18 protein-coding genes are annotated in these 20926 nt (G+C 63.9%); 9 read left to right on the top strand and 9 right to left on the bottom strand.

Going from position 1 to position 20926, the window contains the following annotated elements:
* Positions 1-6: 6 nt before the first annotated feature.
* From nosP to BOH68_RS02415, 3 genes are all read left to right on the top strand, one after another.
* Complete coding sequence (nosP, locus tag BOH68_RS02405; RefSeq protein ID WP_077379395.1) at positions 7-1197, top strand: nitric oxide-sensing protein NosP; 1191 nt, start codon at positions 7-9, stop codon at positions 1195-1197.
* Positions 1187-2617 (top strand): hybrid sensor histidine kinase/response regulator, encoded by a 1431-nt coding sequence (locus BOH68_RS02410; RefSeq protein ID WP_077379185.1) that lies wholly within the window; start codon positions 1187-1189, stop codon positions 2615-2617. The genes nosP and BOH68_RS02410 overlap by 11 nt, the downstream gene beginning before the upstream one ends.
* A gap of 174 nt (positions 2618-2791) precedes the next feature.
* Positions 2792-4108, top strand: coding sequence for an Nramp family divalent metal transporter (locus BOH68_RS02415; RefSeq protein ID WP_240499598.1), 1317 nt, complete (start codon positions 2792-2794; stop codon positions 4106-4108).
* Positions 4109-4158: 50 nt separating this feature from the next.
* Here the strand turns inward: BOH68_RS02415 and BOH68_RS02420 are convergent, their stop codons facing one another.
* A complete protein-coding gene (locus BOH68_RS02420) occupies positions 4159-4965 on the bottom strand; it encodes a response regulator (RefSeq protein WP_077379187.1) in 807 nt (268 codons plus the stop codon).
* A gap of 439 nt (positions 4966-5404) precedes the next feature.
* Here BOH68_RS02420 and exaC point away from each other — a divergent pair, with 439 nt between their 5' ends.
* Positions 5405-6925, top strand: a complete 1521-nt coding sequence (gene exaC, locus BOH68_RS02425) for an acetaldehyde dehydrogenase ExaC (protein WP_077379189.1) — start codon at positions 5405-5407, stop codon at positions 6923-6925.
* A gap of 270 nt (positions 6926-7195) precedes the next feature.
* Positions 7196-8224: an alcohol dehydrogenase AdhP gene (adhP, locus tag BOH68_RS02430; protein WP_169477233.1), complete on the top strand. Its 1029-nt coding sequence runs from the start codon at positions 7196-7198 to the stop codon at positions 8222-8224.
* A gap of 187 nt (positions 8225-8411) precedes the next feature.
* Here the strand turns inward: adhP and BOH68_RS02435 are convergent, their stop codons facing one another.
* From BOH68_RS02435 to BOH68_RS02450, 4 genes are all read right to left on the bottom strand, one after another.
* A complete protein-coding gene (locus BOH68_RS02435; protein WP_077379191.1) occupies positions 8412-8903 on the bottom strand; it encodes a pyridoxamine 5'-phosphate oxidase family protein in 492 nt (163 codons plus the stop codon).
* Positions 8904-9079: 176 nt separating this feature from the next.
* A complete protein-coding gene (locus BOH68_RS02440) occupies positions 9080-9571 on the bottom strand; it encodes a CreA family protein (RefSeq protein WP_077379193.1) in 492 nt (163 codons plus the stop codon).
* A 73-nt stretch (positions 9572-9644) separates the two neighbouring features.
* On the bottom strand, positions 9645-9986 hold the full coding sequence (locus BOH68_RS02445; protein WP_077379195.1) for a DOPA 4,5-dioxygenase family protein: 342 nt from the start codon (positions 9984-9986) through the stop codon (positions 9645-9647).
* 100 nt (positions 9987-10086) lie between these two features.
* A complete protein-coding gene (locus tag BOH68_RS02450) occupies positions 10087-10857 on the bottom strand; it encodes a sulfite exporter TauE/SafE family protein (protein ID WP_254696411.1) in 771 nt (256 codons plus the stop codon).
* A 310-nt stretch (positions 10858-11167) separates the two neighbouring features.
* On the opposite strand from BOH68_RS02450, the gene BOH68_RS02455 reads away from it, so the two are divergent.
* Positions 11168-12193, top strand: coding sequence for a succinylglutamate desuccinylase/aspartoacylase family protein (locus BOH68_RS02455; protein WP_077379197.1), 1026 nt, complete (start codon positions 11168-11170; stop codon positions 12191-12193).
* Positions 12194-12337: 144 nt separating this feature from the next.
* On the opposite strand, the gene BOH68_RS02460 is transcribed toward BOH68_RS02455, so the two are convergent.
* From BOH68_RS02460 to BOH68_RS02470, 3 genes are all read right to left on the bottom strand, one after another.
* Positions 12338-13735 (bottom strand): peptide MFS transporter, encoded by a 1398-nt coding sequence (locus tag BOH68_RS02460; RefSeq protein ID WP_077379199.1) that lies wholly within the window; start codon positions 13733-13735, stop codon positions 12338-12340.
* A 468-nt stretch (positions 13736-14203) separates the two neighbouring features.
* A complete protein-coding gene (gene dusA, locus BOH68_RS02465) occupies positions 14204-15211 on the bottom strand; it encodes a tRNA dihydrouridine(20/20a) synthase DusA (RefSeq protein WP_077379403.1) in 1008 nt (335 codons plus the stop codon).
* A 148-nt stretch (positions 15212-15359) separates the two neighbouring features.
* On the bottom strand, positions 15360-15977 hold the full coding sequence (locus BOH68_RS02470; protein ID WP_077379200.1) for a TetR/AcrR family transcriptional regulator: 618 nt from the start codon (positions 15975-15977) through the stop codon (positions 15360-15362).
* Positions 15978-16250: 273 nt separating this feature from the next.
* Here BOH68_RS02470 and BOH68_RS02475 point away from each other — a divergent pair, with 273 nt between their 5' ends.
* The 3 genes from BOH68_RS02475 to BOH68_RS02485 all read left to right on the top strand — a co-directional run bounded on the left by BOH68_RS02475 (position 16251) and on the right by BOH68_RS02485 (position 19991).
* Entirely contained in the window at positions 16251-16805 is a 555-nt protein-coding gene (locus tag BOH68_RS02475) for a carboxymuconolactone decarboxylase family protein (protein ID WP_077379203.1), read from the top strand.
* A 798-nt stretch (positions 16806-17603) separates the two neighbouring features.
* Entirely contained in the window at positions 17604-18656 is a 1053-nt protein-coding gene (gene corA / locus BOH68_RS02480) for a magnesium/cobalt transporter CorA (protein WP_077379205.1), read from the top strand.
* 435 nt (positions 18657-19091) lie between these two features.
* On the top strand, positions 19092-19991 hold the full coding sequence (locus tag BOH68_RS02485; RefSeq protein WP_043333112.1) for a LysR family transcriptional regulator: 900 nt from the start codon (positions 19092-19094) through the stop codon (positions 19989-19991).
* Between the two features lie 36 nt (positions 19992-20027).
* Here the strand turns inward: BOH68_RS02485 and BOH68_RS02490 are convergent, their stop codons facing one another.
* On the bottom strand, positions 20028-20912 hold the full coding sequence (locus tag BOH68_RS02490; RefSeq protein ID WP_077379207.1) for a Rossmann-fold NAD(P)-binding domain-containing protein: 885 nt from the start codon (positions 20910-20912) through the stop codon (positions 20028-20030).
* Between the last annotated feature and the right edge of the window lie 14 nt (positions 20913-20926).

Consider the following 20926-nt stretch of genomic DNA (forward strand, 5'->3'; position numbering starts at 1 on the left):
AGCGAGATGATAGCCGTACCGCTGGCCACGGCGGCCAGCCAGCTCAAGGACCCGCAGGCGGCGGTGGCCGAGCTGGCCCGAAAGCTTGATGACTCGCTCGGTGGCCGCCAGCGGCTCGGCGGGGTGCTGTTCTTCTGCTCGGCGGATTATCCCCTCCCGGCACTGGGTCAGGCGCTGGCCGATGCCTTCGGTGAGGTAGCGGTGAGTGGCTGCACCACCGCCGGCGAGATCACGCCCGAGGGCTATGCGCGCGGCTCCATCACCGCCATCGGCCTGGCGCGCAGCGACTTCGCGCTGGCGCAGGTGTTGATCGATGATCTGAGCGGTTTCGACCTTCCGCGTGCCCAGACGTTGAGTGATGAGCTGCTGGCGCGCTGTCGCGAGCAGGCCGTGGCGCCGGTGATGGGCAACAGCTTCGCGCTGACGCTGCTCGACGGCCTCTCGAGCAGCGAGGAGCAGGTACTGGCGACGCTGGATGCAGCGCTGGGCAGCATTCCCGCCTTCGGTGGCTCCGCCGGGGACGACAACCGGTTGGCGCATACCTATGTCTACGCCGACGGGGTCTTCCATGATCAGGCGGCGGTCGTGGTAGTGATCAATACGCGGCTTCCGTTCGAGGTCATCAGTACGCACCACCTCACACCGCTGGCCGACAAGCTGGTGGTGACGGCGGTGGACCGCGATTCACGCCGCGTGCTGGAGCTGAATGCCGAGCCCGCCGCCGAGGAGTATGCGCGGCTGGCCGGTGTCGCGCCCGAGGCGCTGGAGGAGGCGGTCTTCGCGCGCTGCCCGCTGGCGGTGCGCATCGGTGAGGCGCATTACGTGCGCTCCATCCAGCGCGTGAATGCCGATGCCAGCCTGAGCTTCTACTGCGCGGTGGAGACCGGCATCGTGCTCACTGCCATGCAGGCCACGCCGATTCTCGCGCAGCTCGAGCAGCGGCTGGCCGAGGTGGAGGCGCGCCTGGGGCCGCCCGCGCTGACCATCGGCTGTGACTGCTTCCTGCGGCGCATGGAGATCGAGGCGCTGGGGCTGGAGGCAGAGGCCTCGCGTCTGCTCAGGCATCACCGGGTGATCGGCTTCAATACCTACGGTGAGCAGCATCACGGCATGCACATCAACCAGACCTTCACCGGCGTGGTGATCGGCCAGCGCCGTCTCGCGGCCGATGGCACGGGAGGACAGGATGGCGCCTGATACGCCGCTGACAGATTCCCGAAAGGACGGCCTGAGCGCTGAACTCGCCGCCCTCAAGGCGCGCAATCGCCAGCTGGAGAAGATCAACGCCGCCCTGATCGAGCGGGTCGAATCCAGCAGCCCTTCACCGAGCGCGCCCTACGCCGCCTTCGAGCACGCCGTCCTGCTGGCGGATCAGGTGCGCGAGCGTACCGACACCCTGCACCGCACCCTCGATGAACTGGGGGCACTCAATCGACGTCTGACCGCCGCCAAGGCCGCCGCCGAGGCGGCCAACCACTCCAAGACGCGCTTTCTCGCCGCCATCAGTCATGATCTGCTGCAACCCCTGAATGCCGCCCGATTGTTCGCAAGCGCCCTGGAAGAGCAACTGGCGAGGCTGGCACTTGATGACCCCACGCCGGGCGACGCTTCGCCGAGCGAGCTGGTGGCGCGGCTGGGGCGCTCGCTGGCCGATGTCGAGAGCCTGCTGGGCACGCTGGTGGACATCTCGCGGCTGGATGCCGGCGTGCTGACGGCAGATGTCGCCACCTTCCCGGTGCGTGAGCTGCTGGATGTGCTCGCCGAGGAATATCGTCAACTGGGCGCTGCCCGTGGGCTGGAGCTGCACTACGTGGCCAGTCAACTGAGCGTCGAGTCAGATCTGCAGCTACTGGCGCGCGTGATACGCAATTTCCTGAGCAATGCCCTGCGCCATGTCCCGGATGGCTCGACGCGCGGACGCGTGCTGCTGGGGTGTCGCCGGCGCGGTGACTGGCTGGAGATCACGGTGGCCGACAACGGCCCCGGCATCGCCGAGCATCAGCGTGAGGTGGTCTTCCAGGAATTCCGGCGTCTCGCACCGCGCCAGGACAACGAGCAGCGCGGCCTCGGGCTGGGACTGGCGATCGTCAAGCGCATCACCGGCCTGCTGGAGCACCCCCTGTCGTTGGCCAGCACCCCGGGGCGCGGTGCCGCCTTCGCGGTGCGCGTGCCGATTCGACAGCCTGCCAATGTGGTGGGCCCGGCGGCTGACACGCCTTCTCCCGGCCAGCCTTGTCCGCCACCGCTCGCGCAGCCGCTGCTCGATACCGTTATCTGGGTGGTCGAGGATGATCGGGAGGTATGTGCCGGCATGCAGTCATTGCTCGAGGGCTGGGGCGCGAGTGTCCACTGCGCCGATACCGCCGAGGTGCTGTTGCAGCAGGCGCTGGCCGCGCCGGAGGTCTTGATCGTCGATCATCAGCTGGGTGACGGGCAGCCCGATGGTCTGGCGCAGGCACAACGCCTGCGCAAGCGTTGGCCAGACTTGCCGGTGGTGGTGATCAGCGCAGACCATTCGGCGCCGCTCAAGGCCAGGGCACGCGCGCTCGGCTTCGGGTTCCTGCTCAAGCCGGTCAAGCCGCTGCGCCTGCGCCAGCTGTTGATCCATTGTCGTTAGCCTTCGCGGGGAAGGAAGAGGCAGGAGGGATTGAAGAAGACTATCAGCTACCGCGCTGAATTTTAATGAGAACTAATCGTATTTAGCATGTATGCTCGTGTCATGACATCCCGCATCTCCTTTCTCTGTTCGCGGGCCATTGATCTGGCAGGTTTCCCCCCCATGCTGAATATCATGTCCGATAAATCCGTACGTCATGCCGCCAGCATGTCGCTGGGCAGTGAAGGTGAAGCCTCTGCTGCCGGCGGTGTGCGCACCGCATCCCCTCTGTCCCTTGCGGGGCGCCTGCGTCGCGCGCTGCCGTTTCTCGGCCCGGCGATGATCGCCGCCGTCGCCTACATCGACCCCGGCAACTTCGCGACCAACATCGAGGCCGGCTCCCGCTATGGCTATACCCTGCTGTGGGTGGTGCTGTGGGCCAACCTGATGGCGATGTTGATCCAGACCCTGTCCGCCCGGCTGGGGCTGGCCACCGGCAAGAATCTGGCGGAAGTCATCCGTGAGCGCTTCCCGCGCCCGGTGGTCTGGGCCTTCTGGGTGCAGGCGGAGATCGTGGCCATCGCCACCGATCTGGCCGAGTTTCTCGGCGCGGCGCTGGCCTTCAATCTGCTGTTCGGGCTCAGCATGCTGGAAGGGGCGCTGTTGACCGGTGCCATCACCTACGCGGTGCTGGTGATGCAGCGCTACGGCTTCCGCATGATGGAGATGATCATCGGGGCGATGATTCTGGCGGTGTCGGCGGGCTTCCTGCTCGAGATCATCCTCAGTCGTCCGCCGGTGGAACCGATCATCTACGGCCTGCTGACACCAGGTTTCCCGGATAGCCATGCCATCTTCCTGGCGGCGGGTATCCTGGGTGCCACCGTGATGCCGCATGTCATCTACCTGCATTCCGCGCTGTCCCAGAACCGCATCCGGGTGCGTGACAGCGGTCAGCGTCGTCGCGTGATGGGTTACTACCGTCTCGATGTGATCATTGGCATGGCGCTGGCGGGGCTGATCAACATGGCGATGCTGGTGCTGGCCGCCAAGGTCTTCCATGGCAATGGTGAGACCGGCGTGGCTTCCATCACCGAGAGCTACAAGCTGCTGTCGCCGCTGATGGGCCAGAATGCCGCGAGCCTGATCTTCGGCTTCACGCTGCTGCTGGCGGGGCTGTCCTCGTCCATCGTCGGCACCCTGTCCGGGCAGGTGGTGATGCAGGGCTTCGTCAACTTCCGCATTCCGCTGTGGCTGCGCCGCGTGATCACCATGGCACCGGCCATCGCCATCATCCTGATGGGGCTGCCGGAGCAGCAGGTGCTGGTCGCAAGCCAGGTGGTACTCAGCTTCGGGATTCCCTTCGCGCTGGTGCCGCTGCTGATGTTCACCGCCAATCGCCGCCTGATGGGGGACCTGGTCAATCGGCACTGGGTGACGGCCATCGGCATGCTGGTGGCGGCGATCATCATCCTGCTCAATGGCTATGTGCTGGTCGGGGAGCTGATGTAGGGCGAGTCACTCTGTCCCGACACCTGATGGGCAACGCCCCGGTTCGCGCCTCATTCGTGAGCGTTGGACCGGGGCGTTTCGCGTCGTGGGGCGGCAGAGGCCTCACTCGGGCCTGACACGGCAGGCAGGGCGTGGCTGGCCAGCAGGATCGCCTGTACCCGGCTGGCGACCCCCAGCTTGTGCAGGATGGCGGAGACATGCGACTTGATGGTGGTCTCCGCCACGCCCAGCTGCCAGGCGATCATCTTGTTGGACTCGCCCAGCACCATGCGTTCCAGCACGCCGCGCTGCTTGGTGGTGAGGGTCTGCCAGCGCCGCGCGAATTCAGCATCGCTGAGGCTCGGCGCCAGTTGGGGCGCTGGCGGTGGCACTGGTACCGATGATGCTGGTGCCGATGATGCAGATGCAGATGATGCTGAGAGCGGCGCTGGACGCGGCGCAGCGCGCATCAACTGGGCAGGCACGTAGACCTCCCCGGCCAGCATGCGTGCGAGGGCATCGCGCAGGGTCTGCGCCGAACTCGACTTGGACAGATACCCCACCGCACCGAGCGCCAATGCCTCGAGTACCGTCTCGCGCGCCTCGTGGGCGGAGAGAATCGCCACCGGCAGCCAGTCTGCCTCCTCGCGCAGGCGCGCCAGGCCTTCCAGGCCGTGGCTGTCGGGCAGGTCGAGATCCAGCAGCAGCAGGTCGAGGCTGTCAGCATGATGAGCGATCACGCTGAGCGCTTCCTCGAGGCTGGCGGCCTGCAGCAGCTCGTATTCTGGCGTAGAGCCGTCAGCGACGGCCAGATTCAGGGTACGACTGATGGCATCACGGAACAGCGGATGGTCATCCGCGATCAGCAGACGGTACATGAAGGCTCCTGGCCGGTCGTTGGCGGGCGATGTTCTGGTCATGACGTTCCAGGCCATGGCTTTCCTGATCATGACCTTGCTGACAATAGCTACCCTGAGCATAACGTCATGGCGTGGTGTCGTGCCTTGCGGCCTTCGCGGTATGGCCTGCCTTTCCTTTCTTCCTCTGTCTTCCTGTCCCATCTTTCTTGCCTGCCGGGTCTCTCCCTTTTCTCCTCCCAAGGGATGAGACGGTTTCCGCCCATGGGCGCATGTCGCGAATGCCACAAGTGAACAAGACTGTGAGGGTCGCCTGATCAAGCAGTTCTTGATGCAGTCATTGATGCAGTCGTTGACGGTCAGGCGAGGGACAGGAGCGCCATCTCCTGTCCACGTGACTTACAACAACAGGTCGTCGATCACGAGCGCCACTCGTGAATCCGACCCACAGGAGTTCGCCATGATCTACGCCTCCCCGGGCAGCGCCGACGCGCTGGTCACGTTCAAGGACACCTACGGCAATTACATCGGCGGGCGTTTCGTCGAGCCGGTCAAGGGGGAATATTTCGACAATGTCAGCCCGGTGACGGGCGAGGTGTTCTGCCGTATCCCGCGCTCGAGTGCGGAAGATATCGATCTCGCGCTGGACGCCGCCCACAAGGCAGCTCCCGCCTGGGGCAAGACCTCGGTGCAGGAGCGCTCCAACATCCTGCTCAGGATCGCGGATCGCATCGAGCAGAATCTCGAGATGCTGGCGGTCGCCGAGACCTGGGACAACGGCAAGGCGGTGCGCGAGACGCTGAACGCTGATATCCCGCTGGCAGCGGATCATTTCCGCTACTTCGCCGGTTGCCTGCGCTCCCAGGAGGGCACCGCGGCGGACATCGATGCCAATACCGTCTCCTATCACTTCCACGAGCCGCTGGGGGTGGTGGGGCAGATCATCCCGTGGAACTTCCCGATCCTGATGGCGGCCTGGAAGCTGGGCCCGGCGCTGGCGGCGGGCAACTGCGTGGTGCTCAAGCCGGCGGAACAGACCCCGGCCTCGATCCTGGTGCTGGCGGAGCTGATCAATGACCTGCTGCCGGCAGGGGTGCTCAACATCGTCAACGGCTACGGCGCCGAGGCCGGACAGGCACTGGCGACCAGCAAGCGCATCGCCAAGATCGCCTTCACCGGTTCCACCCCCGTGGGCTCGCACATCCTCAAGTGCGCCGCGGAGACCATCATTCCCTCCACGGTGGAGCTGGGCGGCAAGTCCCCCAACATCTACTTTGCCGACATCATGAATGCCGAGCCCGAGTTCATCGACAAGGCCGCCGAAGGGCTGGTGCTGGCGTTCTTCAATCAGGGCGAGGTGTGCACCTGCCCGTCACGCGCCCTGATCCAGGAAAGCATCTACGACGACTTCATGGCCCGGGTGATGGAGCGCGTGAAGACCATCAAGCGCGGCAATCCGCTGGATACCGACGTGCAGGTCGGCGCCCAGGCCTCCCGCGAGCAGTTCGACAAGATCATGTCCTACATGGACATTGCCCGCGAGGAAGGTGCCGAGGTGCTCACCGGCGGCAGCAGCGAGCAGCTGGAGAACGAGCTGGCCAATGGCTATTACATCCAGCCGACCCTGCTCAAGGGCAACAACGCCATGCGTGTCTTCCAGGAGGAGATCTTCGGGCCGGTGGTCGCCGTCACCACCTTCCATGACGAGGCCGAGGCGCTGGCCATCGCCAATGACACCGAATTCGGTCTCGGCGCCGGTGTCTGGAGTCGCGACATGAATGTCGCCTTCCGCATGGGCCGCGGTATCCAGGCCGGTCGCGTGTGGACCAACTGCTACCACCAGTATCCCGCCCATGCCGCCTTCGGTGGCTACAAGAAATCCGGTGTCGGTCGCGAGACCCACAAGATGGCACTGGAACACTACCAGCAGACCAAGAACCTGCTGGTCAGCTACGACATCAATCCACTCGGCTTCTTCTAGGCCTGACCGTCAGCGCCACCGAGGCTAGTGGCGCTGAATCCACCTCCCGCGATGCCTCCTCGAGGAATTCCTCTCGATGCCCGCGCCAGATCCGACTTGCTTGATCTGGCGCAGGGCAGGGAGCACCGCGTCTGGTTTCAATGAAGAGGCAGGTCCGGGGCGTGCGCGAACACTGGCCCTCGCTCACGACCGGACGGGATCGCACTCTCCGCCTGATCTCTGGCTCGCCTTTCCAAGGTTCGTCTTTCGACAATGAATGAGGAGTCCATCATGGATAACAGCATGAAAGCCGCCGTGGTACGTGAATTCGGTGCACCGCTGGTGATCGAGGAAGTCGCGGTACCGCGACCGGGGCGTGGCGAGATTCTGGTCGAGGTCGCCGCCTCCGGGGTCTGTCACACCGACCTGCACGCCGCGCATGGCGACTGGCCGGTGAAGCCCAACCCACCGTTCATCCCGGGACATGAGGGAGTGGGGACCATCGCGGCGGTGGGCGAGGGTGTGACCCACGTCAAGGAAGGCGACCGGGTCGGGGTGCCCTGGCTCTACTCGGCCTGTGGCCATTGCGAGCATTGTCTGGGCGGTTGGGAGACGCTGTGCGAGAGCCAGCAGAACACCGGCTATTCGGTGAATGGCGGCTTTGCCCAGTACACGCTGGCGGATGCCGGCTACGTGGGGCGTCTGCCGGACAGCGTGGGCTTCGTGGAGATCGCGCCGGTGCTGTGTGCCGGGGTCACGGTCTACAAGGGGCTCAAGATGACCGACACTCGCCCCGGTCAGTGGGTGGTGATCTCGGGGATCGGCGGGTTGGGTCACATGGCGGTGCAGTACGCCCGCGCCATGGGCCTGAACGTGGCGGCGGTGGATGTCGATGATGCCAAGCTGGATCTGGCCCGCCGTCTGGGGGCCACCGTGACCGTGAATGCCATGAAGGAAGATCCGGCAGCCGTCATCAAGCGCGAGATCGGCGGCGCGCACGGCGCACTGGTGACGGCGGTGTCGCCCAAGGCCTTCGATCAGGCCCAGAACATGCTGCGCCGTGGCGGTACCCTGGTGCTCAACGGCCTGCCGCCGGGTGACTTCCCGCTGCCGATCTTCTCCACGGTGCTCAACGGCATCACGGTGCGTGGCTCCATCGTCGGTACGCGTCAGGACCTGCAGGAGGCGCTGGACTTCGCCGCGGAAGGCAAGGTCGCGGCCACCGTTCAGACCGGCAGGCTCGAGGACATCAATGACATCTTCGGGCGCATGATCGACGGCAAGATCGAGGGGCGCATCGTGCTCGACATGAAGTCTTGAGGCGTTCAGTGTCCTGAACTTGAATCCTCTCCACCGACGACAGGTCTGCAGGATTCGGCAGGCGGCAGGAGACCAGACACGACAACGCCAGCCCCGGGGCTGGCGTTGTCGTGTCTGGCATGGCCGTGTGCGTCAACTCTCACGCGGGCACTTCAAGGAGCTCTCCATGACGAGCTCGGGCTTCTGCTCATACCGTGCCGAATTTCTCGTTCTCGCCCATGTCCGGGGTGTGGTCCTTGTCGAGGTTGGCGCGCGCAATCTCATAGAGTTGATACGCCTTGCTCTCCTTGGCCTTCCAGTGCTCACCGGATTGCACATTGACCTCCAGCAGAGTGACATCGGGGTCATCCTTGCCTTCCGGGAACCAGGCGGCCACGAACGGATTCCAGAACTTGTCGATCAGGCCCTGATCGCGGTGCAGATTGGCATGACCGCTCAGCGACACATAGACGCCATCATCCTGATCGGAAAAGCTCAGGCAGACCTCGCTGTCCTTCTTTGCTTCAAACACCTTCTCGGCACTGGCTCGCGTGAAGAACCACAGGGTGCCGTCGTAGTCATCCTGCACCAGGTGCATCGGGCGGGCATGTGGCATGCCGTCACCCTGCGTCACCAACATGCCGACCTTCACATCCTTGATCAGCTTCCAGATCTTCTGCTTGTGCTCCGGGCTCGACATCGTGTGTCACTCCTTTGCCTCATGCGAATGAAAATCCGGCTGGCTAGCCGTTGAACAAGACCTTGGAGCGACACCCCACAACTTCAAGGGATGATGGTGAAGCTTTCGCTTGATGAGTCAGCACTTGATGAATCAGCGCTTGATCAATCGGGGCTTGATTCAGGCGCCCGGGCGGCTCACTGCGCTGCCGGTGCCTGCCAGGCCTCGCTGCCCCATAGCGGCACGCTGCTCAGCGCATGCTTGAAGCTGCCGCTGGTTTCCTTGGTGCTGTAGGCGATGTAGAGCAGGCTCTGGGAGTCACGGTCCAGAATACGGCGGATCTTGAGGCTCTTGAGCAGCACGCTCTTGGACTTGCGATAGACCTCCTCGCCACTCTTGGAGGTGTCGATGTCGGCGAGCATCGCCGGGGTGATCGGGCCGGTCTGGCGGCAGGCGATGCTCATGTCGGAGGGGTCGGAGAAATCGAGATTCGCCTCGATGTTGCTCAGGTGACAGGTCACGCCCGGCACCTTGGGGTCGATCAGGCTCTCGATCTTGATGTCCTTGGTGGTGAACAGGCCCAGCGAGACATCCCCGACCTCATTGTCGTCACAGCCGGCCAGCAGCAGGCCAGAGGCGATCACGCCCAGCAGGGCGGCACGAGGGGATAGGCGGCGCAGTCGAGTCATGGGGTCATCCTTGAGTCAGTGGGTAAGGCGAAGTCGGCAAGGCGATGATAGCGTGTCGGGCGACGTCCGGGCCTCACTCATCGCCGAAGACGTGCAGATTCAGCGGGTGGGAGCTGCCCAGCCACATCACGCCCTGGGTGTGATCGAAGAGATCATCACCGGTGCCGGCATGCACTAAGATGTCCAGCGTGCCGCGATTGAGCGCCAGCCACGGGATGATGCGCCCGAAGTCTTCGGGAGCGAAGGACAGCTGACAGCTCCACAGCGGGTGCGGGCCTACCGGTTGCTCATGGAAGCGACCGACGCGCAGCGGAAAGTGCTGCTCGGCCTGGGCCGCCAGCTCGCGAGCGGCGGCCAGACTCTGCTCATCGGTGTAGTAGAGATGTGCGTGGTAGTAGTGGATCTGCGGTGTCATGGCGTTGCCCCGATCATTCTCGAATGTCTGTCTGAAAGCGTGGCCCAGAAGGTCATGTTGGCTGGCGGCAGAGGTCGCCAGGCGTGATGGCGCGGGGAGATCAACCCCAGGCCTTGTAGATCAGCTGCACGCCGACCAGTGCCATCGCGAGGATGATCAGGCGGAAGAACAGCCTCTCGTTGACGCGGGATTGCAGCCACAGGCCGCTCCTGACACCTGCCCAGGCCACCGGCACCAGCAGCAGCGAGGTGGACAGACTGGTGAGGTTGACCTCGCCCAGCGCCACGTAGGGGCCCAGCTTCATCAGATTCATGCCTGCGAAGATGATCACCGTGGTGGCGATGAAGGTCTCCTTGGGATGCTGACGCGGAATCATGTACAGGTTGTAGGGCGGGGCACCGGCGTGGGCGAAGAAACTGGTGAAGCCGGCCGTGGCACCGGCAGGAATGGCCAGCCAGCGCGGCAGCGGGTTCCTCGCGGTGGGCTTGAACAGCATGTAGGCGGCGAACAGCAGCGAGATGACGCCCAGCAAGCCACGAATCATGTTCTCGTTCAGCTCATCGAACAGCACCACGCCCACCGCGATGCCGATGGCGGCGCTGGGCAGGATGATGCGCACCTCCGACCACAGCTGCTTGCCCCACCAGGCGCGAGCGCTGAGAAAGTCCATCACGATCAACAGCGGCAGCAGGATGCCGGCCGCTTCCAGCGGACCGATGGCGAGTGCCATCAGCGGCACGGAAAGCGAGCCGAACCCGCCGGCGAAGCCGCCCTTGGAGATGCCGGTCAGGTAGGTCGAGAAGACGATCACGCTCCAGGCCAGGGCGGAGTAATCGGGCAGGGTCAGCAGAGAGTCGAGAAGATCGGTCACGGGCAGCTCTTGTCAGTGGCAGTCAGGACGAGGCCGGGGCGTATCATTCTCGCCATGTCGCTCCCGTCATATCGTGCTCGCCATGTCGTGGTCAGGTGTCGTCACGCCGTCGGCGTCATGCCATTGTTGAACAATTCCGTCCGGTCTTCATCCCGACACGCTGCAATGAAGTCTTTCCCTTGACGCACCAATGCGCTAAAAGGCGCATGTCGCACAGTGTTTTCTTTCGAGACACTGGGCGAGCAGCCTGATCTGGCAGGAGCTGTCACGACGCCTGTCGCTCGTTGGTCGAACAATCTCTGAGGTGGCGATGTCACGCGCTCCATTTGAAATCAGCGGTACCCGCATCGCGCCGGGAACGCGGGCCCAGGTCGATGTGCCTGTCGCCAAGCTCTACACCCACGCGCCGTTGCATATCCCCGTCGAGGTGGTGCATGGCCGTCAGCCCGGCCCGGTGCTGCTGGTGTGCGGTGCCATCCATGGCGACGAGATCAACGGTGTCGAGATCGTGCGTCGCCTGCTCAAGAGTTCCAGCCTCGCGCGGCTGCGCGGCACCTTGATCGCGGTGCCCATCGTCAACGTCTTCGGCTTCGTGCAGCACACGCGCTACCTGCCGGACCGCCGTGACCTCAACCGCTGCTTCCCGGGCAGCGAGAGCGGTTCGCTGGGCTCGCGGGTGGCGGCGCTGTTCCGTGAGCAGATTGCCGATCAGGCCACCCACATCATCGACCTGCACACCGGCGCGATCCACCGCACCAACCTGCCGCAGATTCGCGCCACCATGAGTGGCAGCGACGCCACGCGTCAGATGGCGGATGCCTTCGGTGCACCGGTACTGCTGAACGCCGAGCTGCGTGAAGGCAGCCTGCGCGCCTATGCCAGTGGCCGTGGCGTGCCGGTCATCACCTATGAGGCCGGCGAGGCGCTGCGCTTCGATGAGTGGGCGATTCGTCCGGGGGTCAGCGGCGTGAAGCGCGTGATGCGCTCCATCGGCATGCTGGCCAAGGACCGCGACCGCAAGCCCAGCTCCCGCGCGGTGGAGATGTCCAACGGCTCCAGCTGGGCGCGCGCCTCCATCGATGGCATCGTCCAGAGCCGCGTGGGTCTGGGAGACCGCGTCGAGAAGCATCAGGTGCTGGGCATCGTCGCCGACCCCTTCGGCAACAGCGAAAGCGAGGTGTTGTCGCCCGCGGATGGCATCATCATCGGCATGGCCAATCTGCCGCTGGCCAACGAGGGCGAGGCGCTCTATCACGTGGCGCGCTTCCATGCGATCGATGATGCCGAGAGCGCCGTCGACAACTTCCAGCAGCTGTTCGTGCCGGACTCCATCTAGGCGGTTTGTTTCACTTCAGGCCACTTAATGGCCCTGTTGCTGGCAGTGACAACGCAAACGCCCCGCTCAATGAGCGGGGCGTTTGCGTTGTTGCAGCAGCCTGTCGTGTCGTCGTCGACAGTGAAGATGACGACGACTGCGAGATCAGCCGTGGCTGGTCTGGGTCTCGAGCGGGCCGTCATGACGCGCTTCCGCGCCGTGCATCCAGTCGACCAGCTTGCCGGCGAACACCAGCAACAGCAGGCCGCCGAGCACGCCCGTGATGGCGATGCCACCGAACACGCTCATGGCGCCGGCTTCGCCGACCAGCGAGCCGATCATCCCGGCCAGGTAGTTGGCCAGTGCCACGAAGGCGAACCAGGCGCCCATCATCAGCGCGCCCATGCGAACCGGCGACAGCTTGGTGACCATCGACAGGCCCACCGGTGACAGGCACAGCTCCCCCAGGGTGTGGAAGAAGAAGGCACCGACCAGCCACATCATCGAGGCGCTGCCCGCGGCTTTCTGCTCCAGCACCGCGCCGATCATGCACACGAAGCCGATGCCGAGGGCGATCAGGCCGAAGGCGAACTTGACCGGCGAGCTGGGCTCGCGATCATTCATGCGTGTCCACAGTCCCGCCAGCAGTGGCGAGAGCAGGATGATGAACAGCGGGTTGAGCGACTGGAACCAGGCCGCCGGGACTTCAAAGCCCATCAGCATGCGGTCGGTGTAGTCCTGCGCGTACAGTGCCATCAGGCCGCCGCCCTGCTCGAAACCGGCCCAGAACAGGATGGTGAACAGACCCAGCACCAGGATGACCTTGATGCGATCGCGCTCCTCGCGGCTCAGCGGTGTCCTGGTGGTGCTCCTCTTGCTCAGGCGAGCCTCGCGTCTGGCGCTGGGCTCCACGCCGAGCTCGCCCAGATGGCGTGGCGCGAAGATCAGCTGGATGGCGACCGCCAGCAGCATGCCGATACCCGCCACCAGGAAGCCGGCGTTCCAGCCATAGCCTTCCGCCATGGAGCCCGCGACGATACCCGACAGCAGCGCACCGAGGTTGATGCCCATGTAGAAGATGGTGAAGGCACCATCACGACGGTGATCGCCCTGTGGATAGAGATCGCCGACCATCGTCGAGATATTGGGCTTGAACAGGCCGTTGCCGACGATCAGCAGGCCGAGACCGACGTACAGCAGCATCTCGGCATCCAGACCACTCATGTCCGGTGGCACGGCCAGCACGAACTGGCCGGCCGCCATGATCAGACCCCCGATCAGAATCGCGCGGCGTGCGCCCAGCCAGTTGTCCGCCAGTGCGCCGCCGAACATCGGCGTGATGTACACCAGCCCCGTGAAGATGCCATACAGCTGCAGGGCATCGCCCTGATTCCAGCCCAGCCCGCCGCTGGTGACGGCATCGGTGAGATAGAGCACCAGCAGGGCGCGCATGGCGTAGTAGGAGAAGCGTTCCCACAGTTCCGTGGAGAACAGCAGATAGAGTCCGGCCGGGTGCCCGAACAGCTCACGGCTGTTGGCTCCGGAGGGGGAGGATGTGGACATGGAACCTCGAAGGATGTGTCAGCATGAGCAGCGCAGTCCGTCATGGGGGACTGCATGGACCGGTCCACAGGTCTGTGGGGGAAGCCGGTGACGGAGCCGTTGTATGGCCGTCAACACGTCAGCACGACGTGACGATGACGTGACCTGTTGTTGTCCGCATGGTCAGTCATTCTGCGCGAGACGCCCTTGTCAGACAATCAAACGAAAGTCATGCATGTCATTGGTATTAAAGGAGTTATCAGCTTATACAGCGACGCAGGGTTGCGTGTTTCGGCATCTGTGAATGTTCTGTCATCGCGCCTTTCCCGATAGGGGCTGCCGGTCGCTGGATCGACGGATCGACGGCTCGTTGGGGACGTTGAGAACATGGGAATGCCAGAACGACGACACCCGGCACATGGGCCGGGTGTCAGTGGACGGTCTTCTGGAAATGCTGCGTTCCTGAGGAAAGGGGCAGAGGCTGCCGGATCAGGCCTGTTCGGCCTGAGTCTCGGGCCGGTGCTCCGGCACGCGGGCCATGGCGTCATCGATCACCTCGATGCCCGCACCCGGCTTGTGGGCGTTCTCGGAGACATGGCGGCGGAACTGGCGGCCGCCCGGCTGTCCCTGGAACAGCCCCAGCAGATGGCGGCTGATGTGATTGAGGCGCACGCCCTCGGCGAGACGCTTCTCGATGTAGGGGCGGAAGGCACGCAGCGCATCGTGGCGGCTGGTGTGCGGATTCTCGGCCTCGCCGTACAGCTCGCTGTCCACCGTCGCCAGCAACCAGGGGTTGTGGTACGCCTCACGGCCGACCATCACGCTGTCGACATGCTCCAGCTGCTCGTGCAGCTCATCCATCTGCTTGAGGCCGCCGTTGATGCCGATATGCAAGGACGGGTGCGCCTGCTTGAGACGGTGCACGCGGCCGTAGTTCAGCGGCGGCACATCGCGGTTCTCCTTCGGCGACAGGCCCTGCAGCCACGCCTTGCGCGCATGCACGCTGAAGGTCTTGCAGCCGGCGTCGGCCACGGTGGTGATGAAGCGCTCGAGATCGGCGTCCTCATCCTGATCATCGATCCCGATGCGGCACTTCACCGTCACCGGAATCTTCACCTGCGCCTGCATCGCCGCCACGCATTTGGCCACCAGCTCCGGATGGCCCATCAGGCAGGCACCGATCATGTTGTTCTGCACGCGATCGCTCGGGCAGCCGACATTCAGGTTCACCTCGTCATAGCCCCAGCTCTCGGCGATCGCCGCACACTCGGCCAGCGCCTGCGGGTCACTTCCGCCCAGCTGCAAGGCCAGCGGATGCTCCGTCTCGTCGTGGCCGAGGAAACGCTCGCGGTCCGGATTGAACAGCAATGCCCCGGTGGTCACCATCTCCGTGTACAGCAGCGTACGACGGCTCAACACGCGCGCGAAGGCGCGGTAGTCACGGGTCGTCCATTCCATCATCGGCGCGACGGAGAAGGTGCGGTCAATCGGTGTCATCGGCATGGCAGTCATATCGGCTGGTGTGGGAGCAGGGGACGGAGCATCAGGTGCAGGCGCTGTCGAGACAAGCGGGCGGTGATTCTAGCAGCATGTGAGGCGAAGCGCCGAGTCAGAGGGAGCCGTGAGCCAATGCTCCGCTCATGGCTCAATGCATGTTGTTGACCTTCAGCGCTTCGATATCCTGGGCGATGTCTTCGGCGAGCTGACGGACGGCTTCGCTTTCGCCTTCACGCTGGGCGTAGGCGCGCAGGCCCATGACTTCGGCCTGCAGGCGGCGACCGAGGCGTTCCGGCTGGTGAGCGGGGCGCTCGGGGTCGACGAGTTCACCGGCGTCGCGGGCGTCCGCGAAGGCCTGGCGGAAGCGGGCTTCCATGCCGGCGAGCAGTGTCTCGACCTTGTCGCGGGCGGCCTGTTCGCGCTCACCGAGTTCCAGCAGGCTCTTGGCCAGCATGCAGGCGCGTGACGGGACTTCGCTGTCACGCAGTCCGCCGAGCTTGCGGATGTAGGCGGCGAGGGCGGTCAAGGGCGAGTCGTGGCTGGCCATCAGACTTTCCATCTCGCGCAGGCTGCGCGCGGAGTAGCACTCCAGCGCTTCCTGGAAGAGGCCGTCCTTGCTGCCGAAGGTGGCGTAGATGCTGCCGGGACGCATGTCGAGCGCGCGCTCGATGTCCTTCAGCGAAGTGGCATGAAAGCCCTTCTGCCAGAAGAGATTCAGCGCCCGGTCGAGGGAGTCCTGGCGGTTGTGCAAGGTCGCGCGTGGCATGGCTGTCCTGACGATGGGGCTCGCGAGTGTCGCCTGACTCCACACAGTGTGGAGGGGAGGCTGATCCCGAGGAGCAAGGTATTGAGTGAGTACTCAATTTTAACTTGAATGACCGCTCAAATCCAGCTAGTGTGTCCCACGACAACGTAGTGAAGCGCATGAGCAGGTCTTTTTTTGAGCAATTGCTCATCATCATGGGTAGCGACGACGTTCACGACGCCTCCCCAGCCCTGCCATTGCGCTCATCTCGTCCATCATATTGAAGGAGTCATCATGACCGATTTCACGCTGCACACTGCCGATACCGCCCCGCAGGACAGCAAGCCGCTGCTCGACAAGTCCGTCAAGGCCTTCGGCATGGTGCCGGGTCTGCACGCCGTGATGGCAGAGGCGCCGGGCCTGCTGGAAGGCTATCAGGTACTGCACCAGCTGTTCCTCGACAGCAGCTTCAATGATGAAGAGACCACCGTGGTGTGGCAGACCATCAATGTCGAGCACAACTGTCACTATTGCGTGCCGGCACACACCGGTATCGCCAAGGCGATGAAGGTGGATGACGCCATCACCGAGGCGCTGCGCAACGAGACGCCGCTGCCGACCGAGCGCCTGGAAGCCCTGCGCACCTTCACGCTGGCCGTGGTGCGTGAGCGTGGTTTCGTCGATGACGCCACCGTGCAGACCTTCCTCGATGCCGGCTACACCAAGCGCAACGTGCTGGAAGTGGTTCTTGGCCTGTCCCAGAAGGTGATGAGCAACTACACCAATCACCTGGCCGAGACGCCGATCGACGAGCCGTTCAAGAAGTTCGAGTGGCACAAGCAGGGCTGAAGCCGCAGAACGGATGATGCATGACCTGCGAGGGGGGTGAAGCGCGCCGTCATTTAATCTTAATGAAAATATTTCTCATTAGTGTTGACGGACGCGTGCTCGCGACCTAATCTGGGGCCATCGCTTCCCCGCCATGGGCAGCGGTGCCCCGGTCAGTGGAGTCAGGCCCCTTTCCGGGAGGCTTCTCATCAGACGTTTTACGGTCCTTGCCAGCGGCTCCCCTCACGGGTGAGCCGCTTTTTTCATGCGCAAAAAAAGACGCCTCCTTCGCTTGCACGAGGGAGGCGTCCGGAAGCGCTTCTCGAGTCATTCGCTTTCCCTCTGCCAATGACAGGGAGGAAGGCTTGCGAGTCGAGCGGTGCTTCGTGCCCGCCAGAGTGTGGATGTCAGGTCCGAGGCGGGCGTCTCATCAGGCCAGTCACGACCTTGATATTCTGGCGGCATGATACGTCAGCTCATCGATGGAGGCCAGCTGTGATGGTGAGATAAACGCTGTCTCAATGATTAATGAAAATAATTCTCATTGGTATTGACGGGCGATCCGTCAGGGCATAATCTTGGGTCATCGCTTCCCGCCATGGAACGCGATGGCCAGAACAGCGGAGTCAGGCCCCTGTTCAGGTTTCTCCTCATCAAGCTAGTCACGGTCTTCGGGCGACTCTTCGAGTCGCCCTTTTTCTTGGCGGTGTCACGGCTGTCAGCGTCTGTCGCGCCTTTCTCCTGCCTCTGTCAGGCCCCGCACTCCCGGTATCTCGTCTAGAATGGCCCTTCCTTCAGGTCATTCACACGGGACCGTGCATGATTACCCTCTATCGCCTTCATGAAGACGGGCGCCTGCGTGGCGAGCAGATCGTGCTGCCCGACATGTCCGACAGCGAGGCGCCGCAGCTCGCCGACAGCCATGAGCAGGCCAGCGCCCTGCATGCCGAGCGGCTGGCCAGTGATGAGCTGGCACCTCCGGTACTGGTGCGTGGCGATGTGCTGTGGATCGACCTCTGCCAGCCCGATGAGGCCGAGCAGCGCTGGGTGAGCGAGCAGTTCAGCGTGGAGCTGCCGCAGATCGAGGAGCTCGAGGAGATCGAGTCGTCCTCGCGATTCTATCTGGCCGGCGATGGCATCCATGTCGTCTCGCTGTTTCCCCATCGCAGGGGGCGCGAACCGCAGACCGCCAACGTCGCCTTCCATCTGCATGGGCGGCAGCTGATCAGCATGCGTCACGAGGAGATCGGGCTGTTGCGGCTGTTCCGCAATCATCTGCGTCGCCAGCGCCTGAGTCCCCAGGATGGCTGGGACGTGCTGCTGGCATTGCTGGCGATGAAGGTCGATTACCTGGCCGATGAGATCGAGGACATCTATCGCGCGCTGGAGGTACTGGGCAAGCAGGCGGTGCACCCTGAATCGCTGGAGGACACCCTGCATGGCATCCTGCTGCAGGAGCGCTACAACGACAAGGTGCGCCAGGCCCTGCTGGACAGTCAGCGGCTGTTGCGTCAGCTGACGCGCCATCTGCCCGCCGAGCCGCATCACAAGGCTCGGCGTCAGGAAATTCGCGACATGCTGCGCGATGTGGATTCGCTCAATCCGCACACCACCTTCATCTTCGAGAAGGTCAACTTCCTGCTGGATGCCTCGATCGGTTTCACCAACCTCGACCAGAGCCGCATCATCAAGATCTTCTCGGTCGCGGCAGTGGTGTTCATGCCGCCGACCCTGATCGCCAGCATCTACGGCATGAACTTCCACTGGATGCCGGAGCTGGACAAGGACTGGGGCTATCCCTTCGCGCTGTGCCTGATGGGGGCATCGGCTCTCTCGACCTACCTGTTCTTCAAGTGGAAGAAGTGGTTGTAAGTCGCTGATCAAAGGCAAAAAAAAGCGCCTGGCGTCGTGAGACGGCCAGGCGCGCAAATAGCTTGCATTACTACACTGAAGATCGCCACCGAGGCCCGGGATGGGCCGACGGCGAAACCGCGCGTGCGGGTGTCGCCATGCAGACCAGTCACCGGGACCCGGTGGGATGAGCAGTGCAACTACCTGAGCGCGAACCTGAATCGCCTGACTGCGCCACGCAGGCCAGACGCTTCACGGTCTAGTCCGGAAGCAGACGGTCGATGCCGCGACGCGTCTGCTCCCGCATGTTCGAGGTGCCCAGTATAGGGCGACGCGCTTTGGAGAATAAGCGCGTACAATCGAAAACTAGGGTTTCCAATATGGAAACATGTTCGCGTGGTCACGCAGGACGCTCGTCAATGGGCGTCTGGAGCTGAATCAACTCTGGAGTATGGGATGGCGACGCTTGATGCCCTGCGGGTCTTCGTCGAGGTGGTACGAGCGGCGAGCTTCACGGCCGCCGCGAGACGCCTGGGAATTTCCAAGTCGCTGGCGTCCAAGCGCGTGGCGGCACTGGAGGAGCAGCTGGGGGTGAGTCTGATCAATCGCTCGACCCGCAAGCTGCACCTCACCGAGGCGGGGCGCATCTATTACGAGCACGGGCTGCGCATCCGCGAGGAGCTGGAATCCGCCGAGGCGCGGGTGCAGTCCGTCACCTCCCAGCCGATGGGCCAGCTCAAGGTCTCGGCGCAGGTGTCGTTCGGCTTCATGTATCTGGCCGCCCCGACCACCGCCTTCATGCGCCGTTATCCGGATGTCAGCGTCGAGATCCTGCTGGAGGATCAGCGCTTCGAGCCCATCGATGAGTCGGTGGATCTGGCGATTCGCATGGGGCCGTTGCCGGATTCCTCGATGGTCTCGCGGCCTCTGTGCAAGGTGGTCTATGGCCTGTATGCGGCACCGGATTATCTGGCGCGCGTCAATGCCCCGCCGGTGCAGCCGCAGGACATCCGCGCCTTCGATACCATCTTCTACGGCAATTACGATCTGGGTGCCCACTGGCGCTTCACGCTCAACGGGCAGCCCTTCGATGTGGAGCCGGAGTCGCGGCTGGTGATCAACAATCTGCTCGGCGTGGTGGAGGCGGCCAAGGCCGGTTTCGGTCTCGCCTATCTGCCGACCTTTTCCGCGCGTGCAGCAGTGGAAAGCGGTGAGCTGGTGCCGTTGCTGCAGCCCTACTGGAATGAGCACGGCTCGATGGTGGTGCTGTTCCGCTCGCGCAAGTACCTGCCCGACAAGACGCGTGCCTATCTGGACTTCATCACCGAATGGTTTCAGGAGCATCTGCAGCTCTGATCGCCCCCGCAGCCTCTCTCGCCCCCGCAGCTTCCGTCACCAGTCGATCGGCTCGCCGGCCCAGTCACGGAAGCCGCCGCTGTCCTCTGGCGACAGCTCACCCGCCACCCGCAGCAGGCGACGCGCCACGTAGCCTGGCGTGAACAGCTTGTGCTCGGGGACCCGCGCCTGAAAGGGGGCCGAAAGCTCGGTATCGGTGGTGCCCGGATGCAGCGCGACCAGCACAGCCTCGGGATTGCGGCGCGCGATCTCGATGGCGGCGGTCTTCAGCAGCATGTTGTGACTGGCCTTGCTGGCACGGTAGGCATACCAGCCGCCACTGCGGTTGTCGCTGATCGAGCCGACCCGCGCCGAGAGCGAGGCGAAGATCAGCGGCGTGCGCCGGCGCAGGCGTGGCGCGAGCATCCCCAGCAACAGGGCCGGGACGAAGGCATTGACCTGATGCAGGCGCGTCAGCGCGGCCATGTCGAGATCCTCGAGACGTTTCTCGGGCCACAGTGCCGCGTGCTGCTCAAAGGCTTCCTCATGCAGCAGCCCCATGGTGTTGAGGATCAGTGCCGGTGGCTGGCCTGGCCTGGGCTCGTTCTCCTCGTGCTTCTCCTTCTCCTTGTTCTCCTTCTCCTTGTTCTCTTCCTGCCCCGTGTCATCCAGTTGCTCGCGGAGCCAGTCTGCCAGCCGCGCCATGCCCTCGTCGGTGGTCAGGTCAGCCTGCAGTGAGGCAAGTGCGGGATGTGCCGGCAGACGCGAGACGTCACGGCTGACCGCCAGCACCCGGCCGCAGCGTTCGTGGGCGAGCAGCTCTTCGAGCATCGCGCGTCCGATACCGCCCCCGGCACCCGTCACCAGAGCGGTGAAGCCCTGTGGGAGGCGTGCAAAGGTGTCAGCGGCCAGTGGTTGATCCTTGAGTGTGGATTCCGTCATCGTCCCTCCCGCGA

The organism is Cobetia sp. MM1IDA2H-1 (assembly GCF_002916775.2).
In the GTDB taxonomy this organism is placed as follows: Bacteria; Pseudomonadota; Gammaproteobacteria; order Pseudomonadales; family Halomonadaceae; genus Cobetia; species Cobetia marina.

Bases quoted from the DNA above. Each gene is read 5' to 3' on its own strand.
- nosP (WP_077379395.1), top strand. From the start codon at position 7: ATGATAGCCGTACCGCTGGCCACGGCGGCCAGCCAGCTCAAGGACCCG.
- BOH68_RS02410 (WP_077379185.1), top strand. From the start codon at position 1,187: ATGGCGCCTGATACGCCGCTGACAGATTCCCGAAAGGACGGCCTGAGC.
- BOH68_RS02415 (WP_240499598.1), top strand. From the start codon at position 2,792: ATGTCCGATAAATCCGTACGTCATGCCGCCAGCATGTCGCTGGGCAGT.
- BOH68_RS02420 (WP_077379187.1), bottom strand. From the start codon at position 4,965: ATGTACCGTCTGCTGATCGCGGATGACCATCCGCTGTTCCGTGATGCC.
- exaC (WP_077379189.1), top strand. From the start codon at position 5,405: ATGATCTACGCCTCCCCGGGCAGCGCCGACGCGCTGGTCACGTTCAAG.
- adhP (WP_169477233.1), top strand. From the start codon at position 7,196: ATGGATAACAGCATGAAAGCCGCCGTGGTACGTGAATTCGGTGCACCG.
- BOH68_RS02435 (WP_077379191.1), bottom strand. From the start codon at position 8,903: ATGTCGAGCCCGGAGCACAAGCAGAAGATCTGGAAGCTGATCAAGGAT.
- BOH68_RS02440 (WP_077379193.1), bottom strand. From the start codon at position 9,571: ATGACTCGACTGCGCCGCCTATCCCCTCGTGCCGCCCTGCTGGGCGTG.
- BOH68_RS02445 (WP_077379195.1), bottom strand. From the start codon at position 9,986: ATGACACCGCAGATCCACTACTACCACGCACATCTCTACTACACCGAT.
- BOH68_RS02455 (WP_077379197.1), top strand. From the start codon at position 11,168: ATGTCACGCGCTCCATTTGAAATCAGCGGTACCCGCATCGCGCCGGGA.
- BOH68_RS02460 (WP_077379199.1), bottom strand. From the start codon at position 13,735: ATGTCCACATCCTCCCCCTCCGGAGCCAACAGCCGTGAGCTGTTCGGG.
- dusA (WP_077379403.1), bottom strand. From the start codon at position 15,211: ATGACACCGATTGACCGCACCTTCTCCGTCGCGCCGATGATGGAATGG.
- BOH68_RS02470 (WP_077379200.1), bottom strand. From the start codon at position 15,977: ATGCCACGCGCGACCTTGCACAACCGCCAGGACTCCCTCGACCGGGCG.
- BOH68_RS02475 (WP_077379203.1), top strand. From the start codon at position 16,251: ATGACCGATTTCACGCTGCACACTGCCGATACCGCCCCGCAGGACAGC.
- corA (WP_077379205.1), top strand. From the start codon at position 17,604: ATGATTACCCTCTATCGCCTTCATGAAGACGGGCGCCTGCGTGGCGAG.
- BOH68_RS02485 (WP_043333112.1), top strand. From the start codon at position 19,092: ATGGCGACGCTTGATGCCCTGCGGGTCTTCGTCGAGGTGGTACGAGCG.
- BOH68_RS02490 (WP_077379207.1), bottom strand. From the start codon at position 20,912: ATGACGGAATCCACACTCAAGGATCAACCACTGGCCGCTGACACCTTT.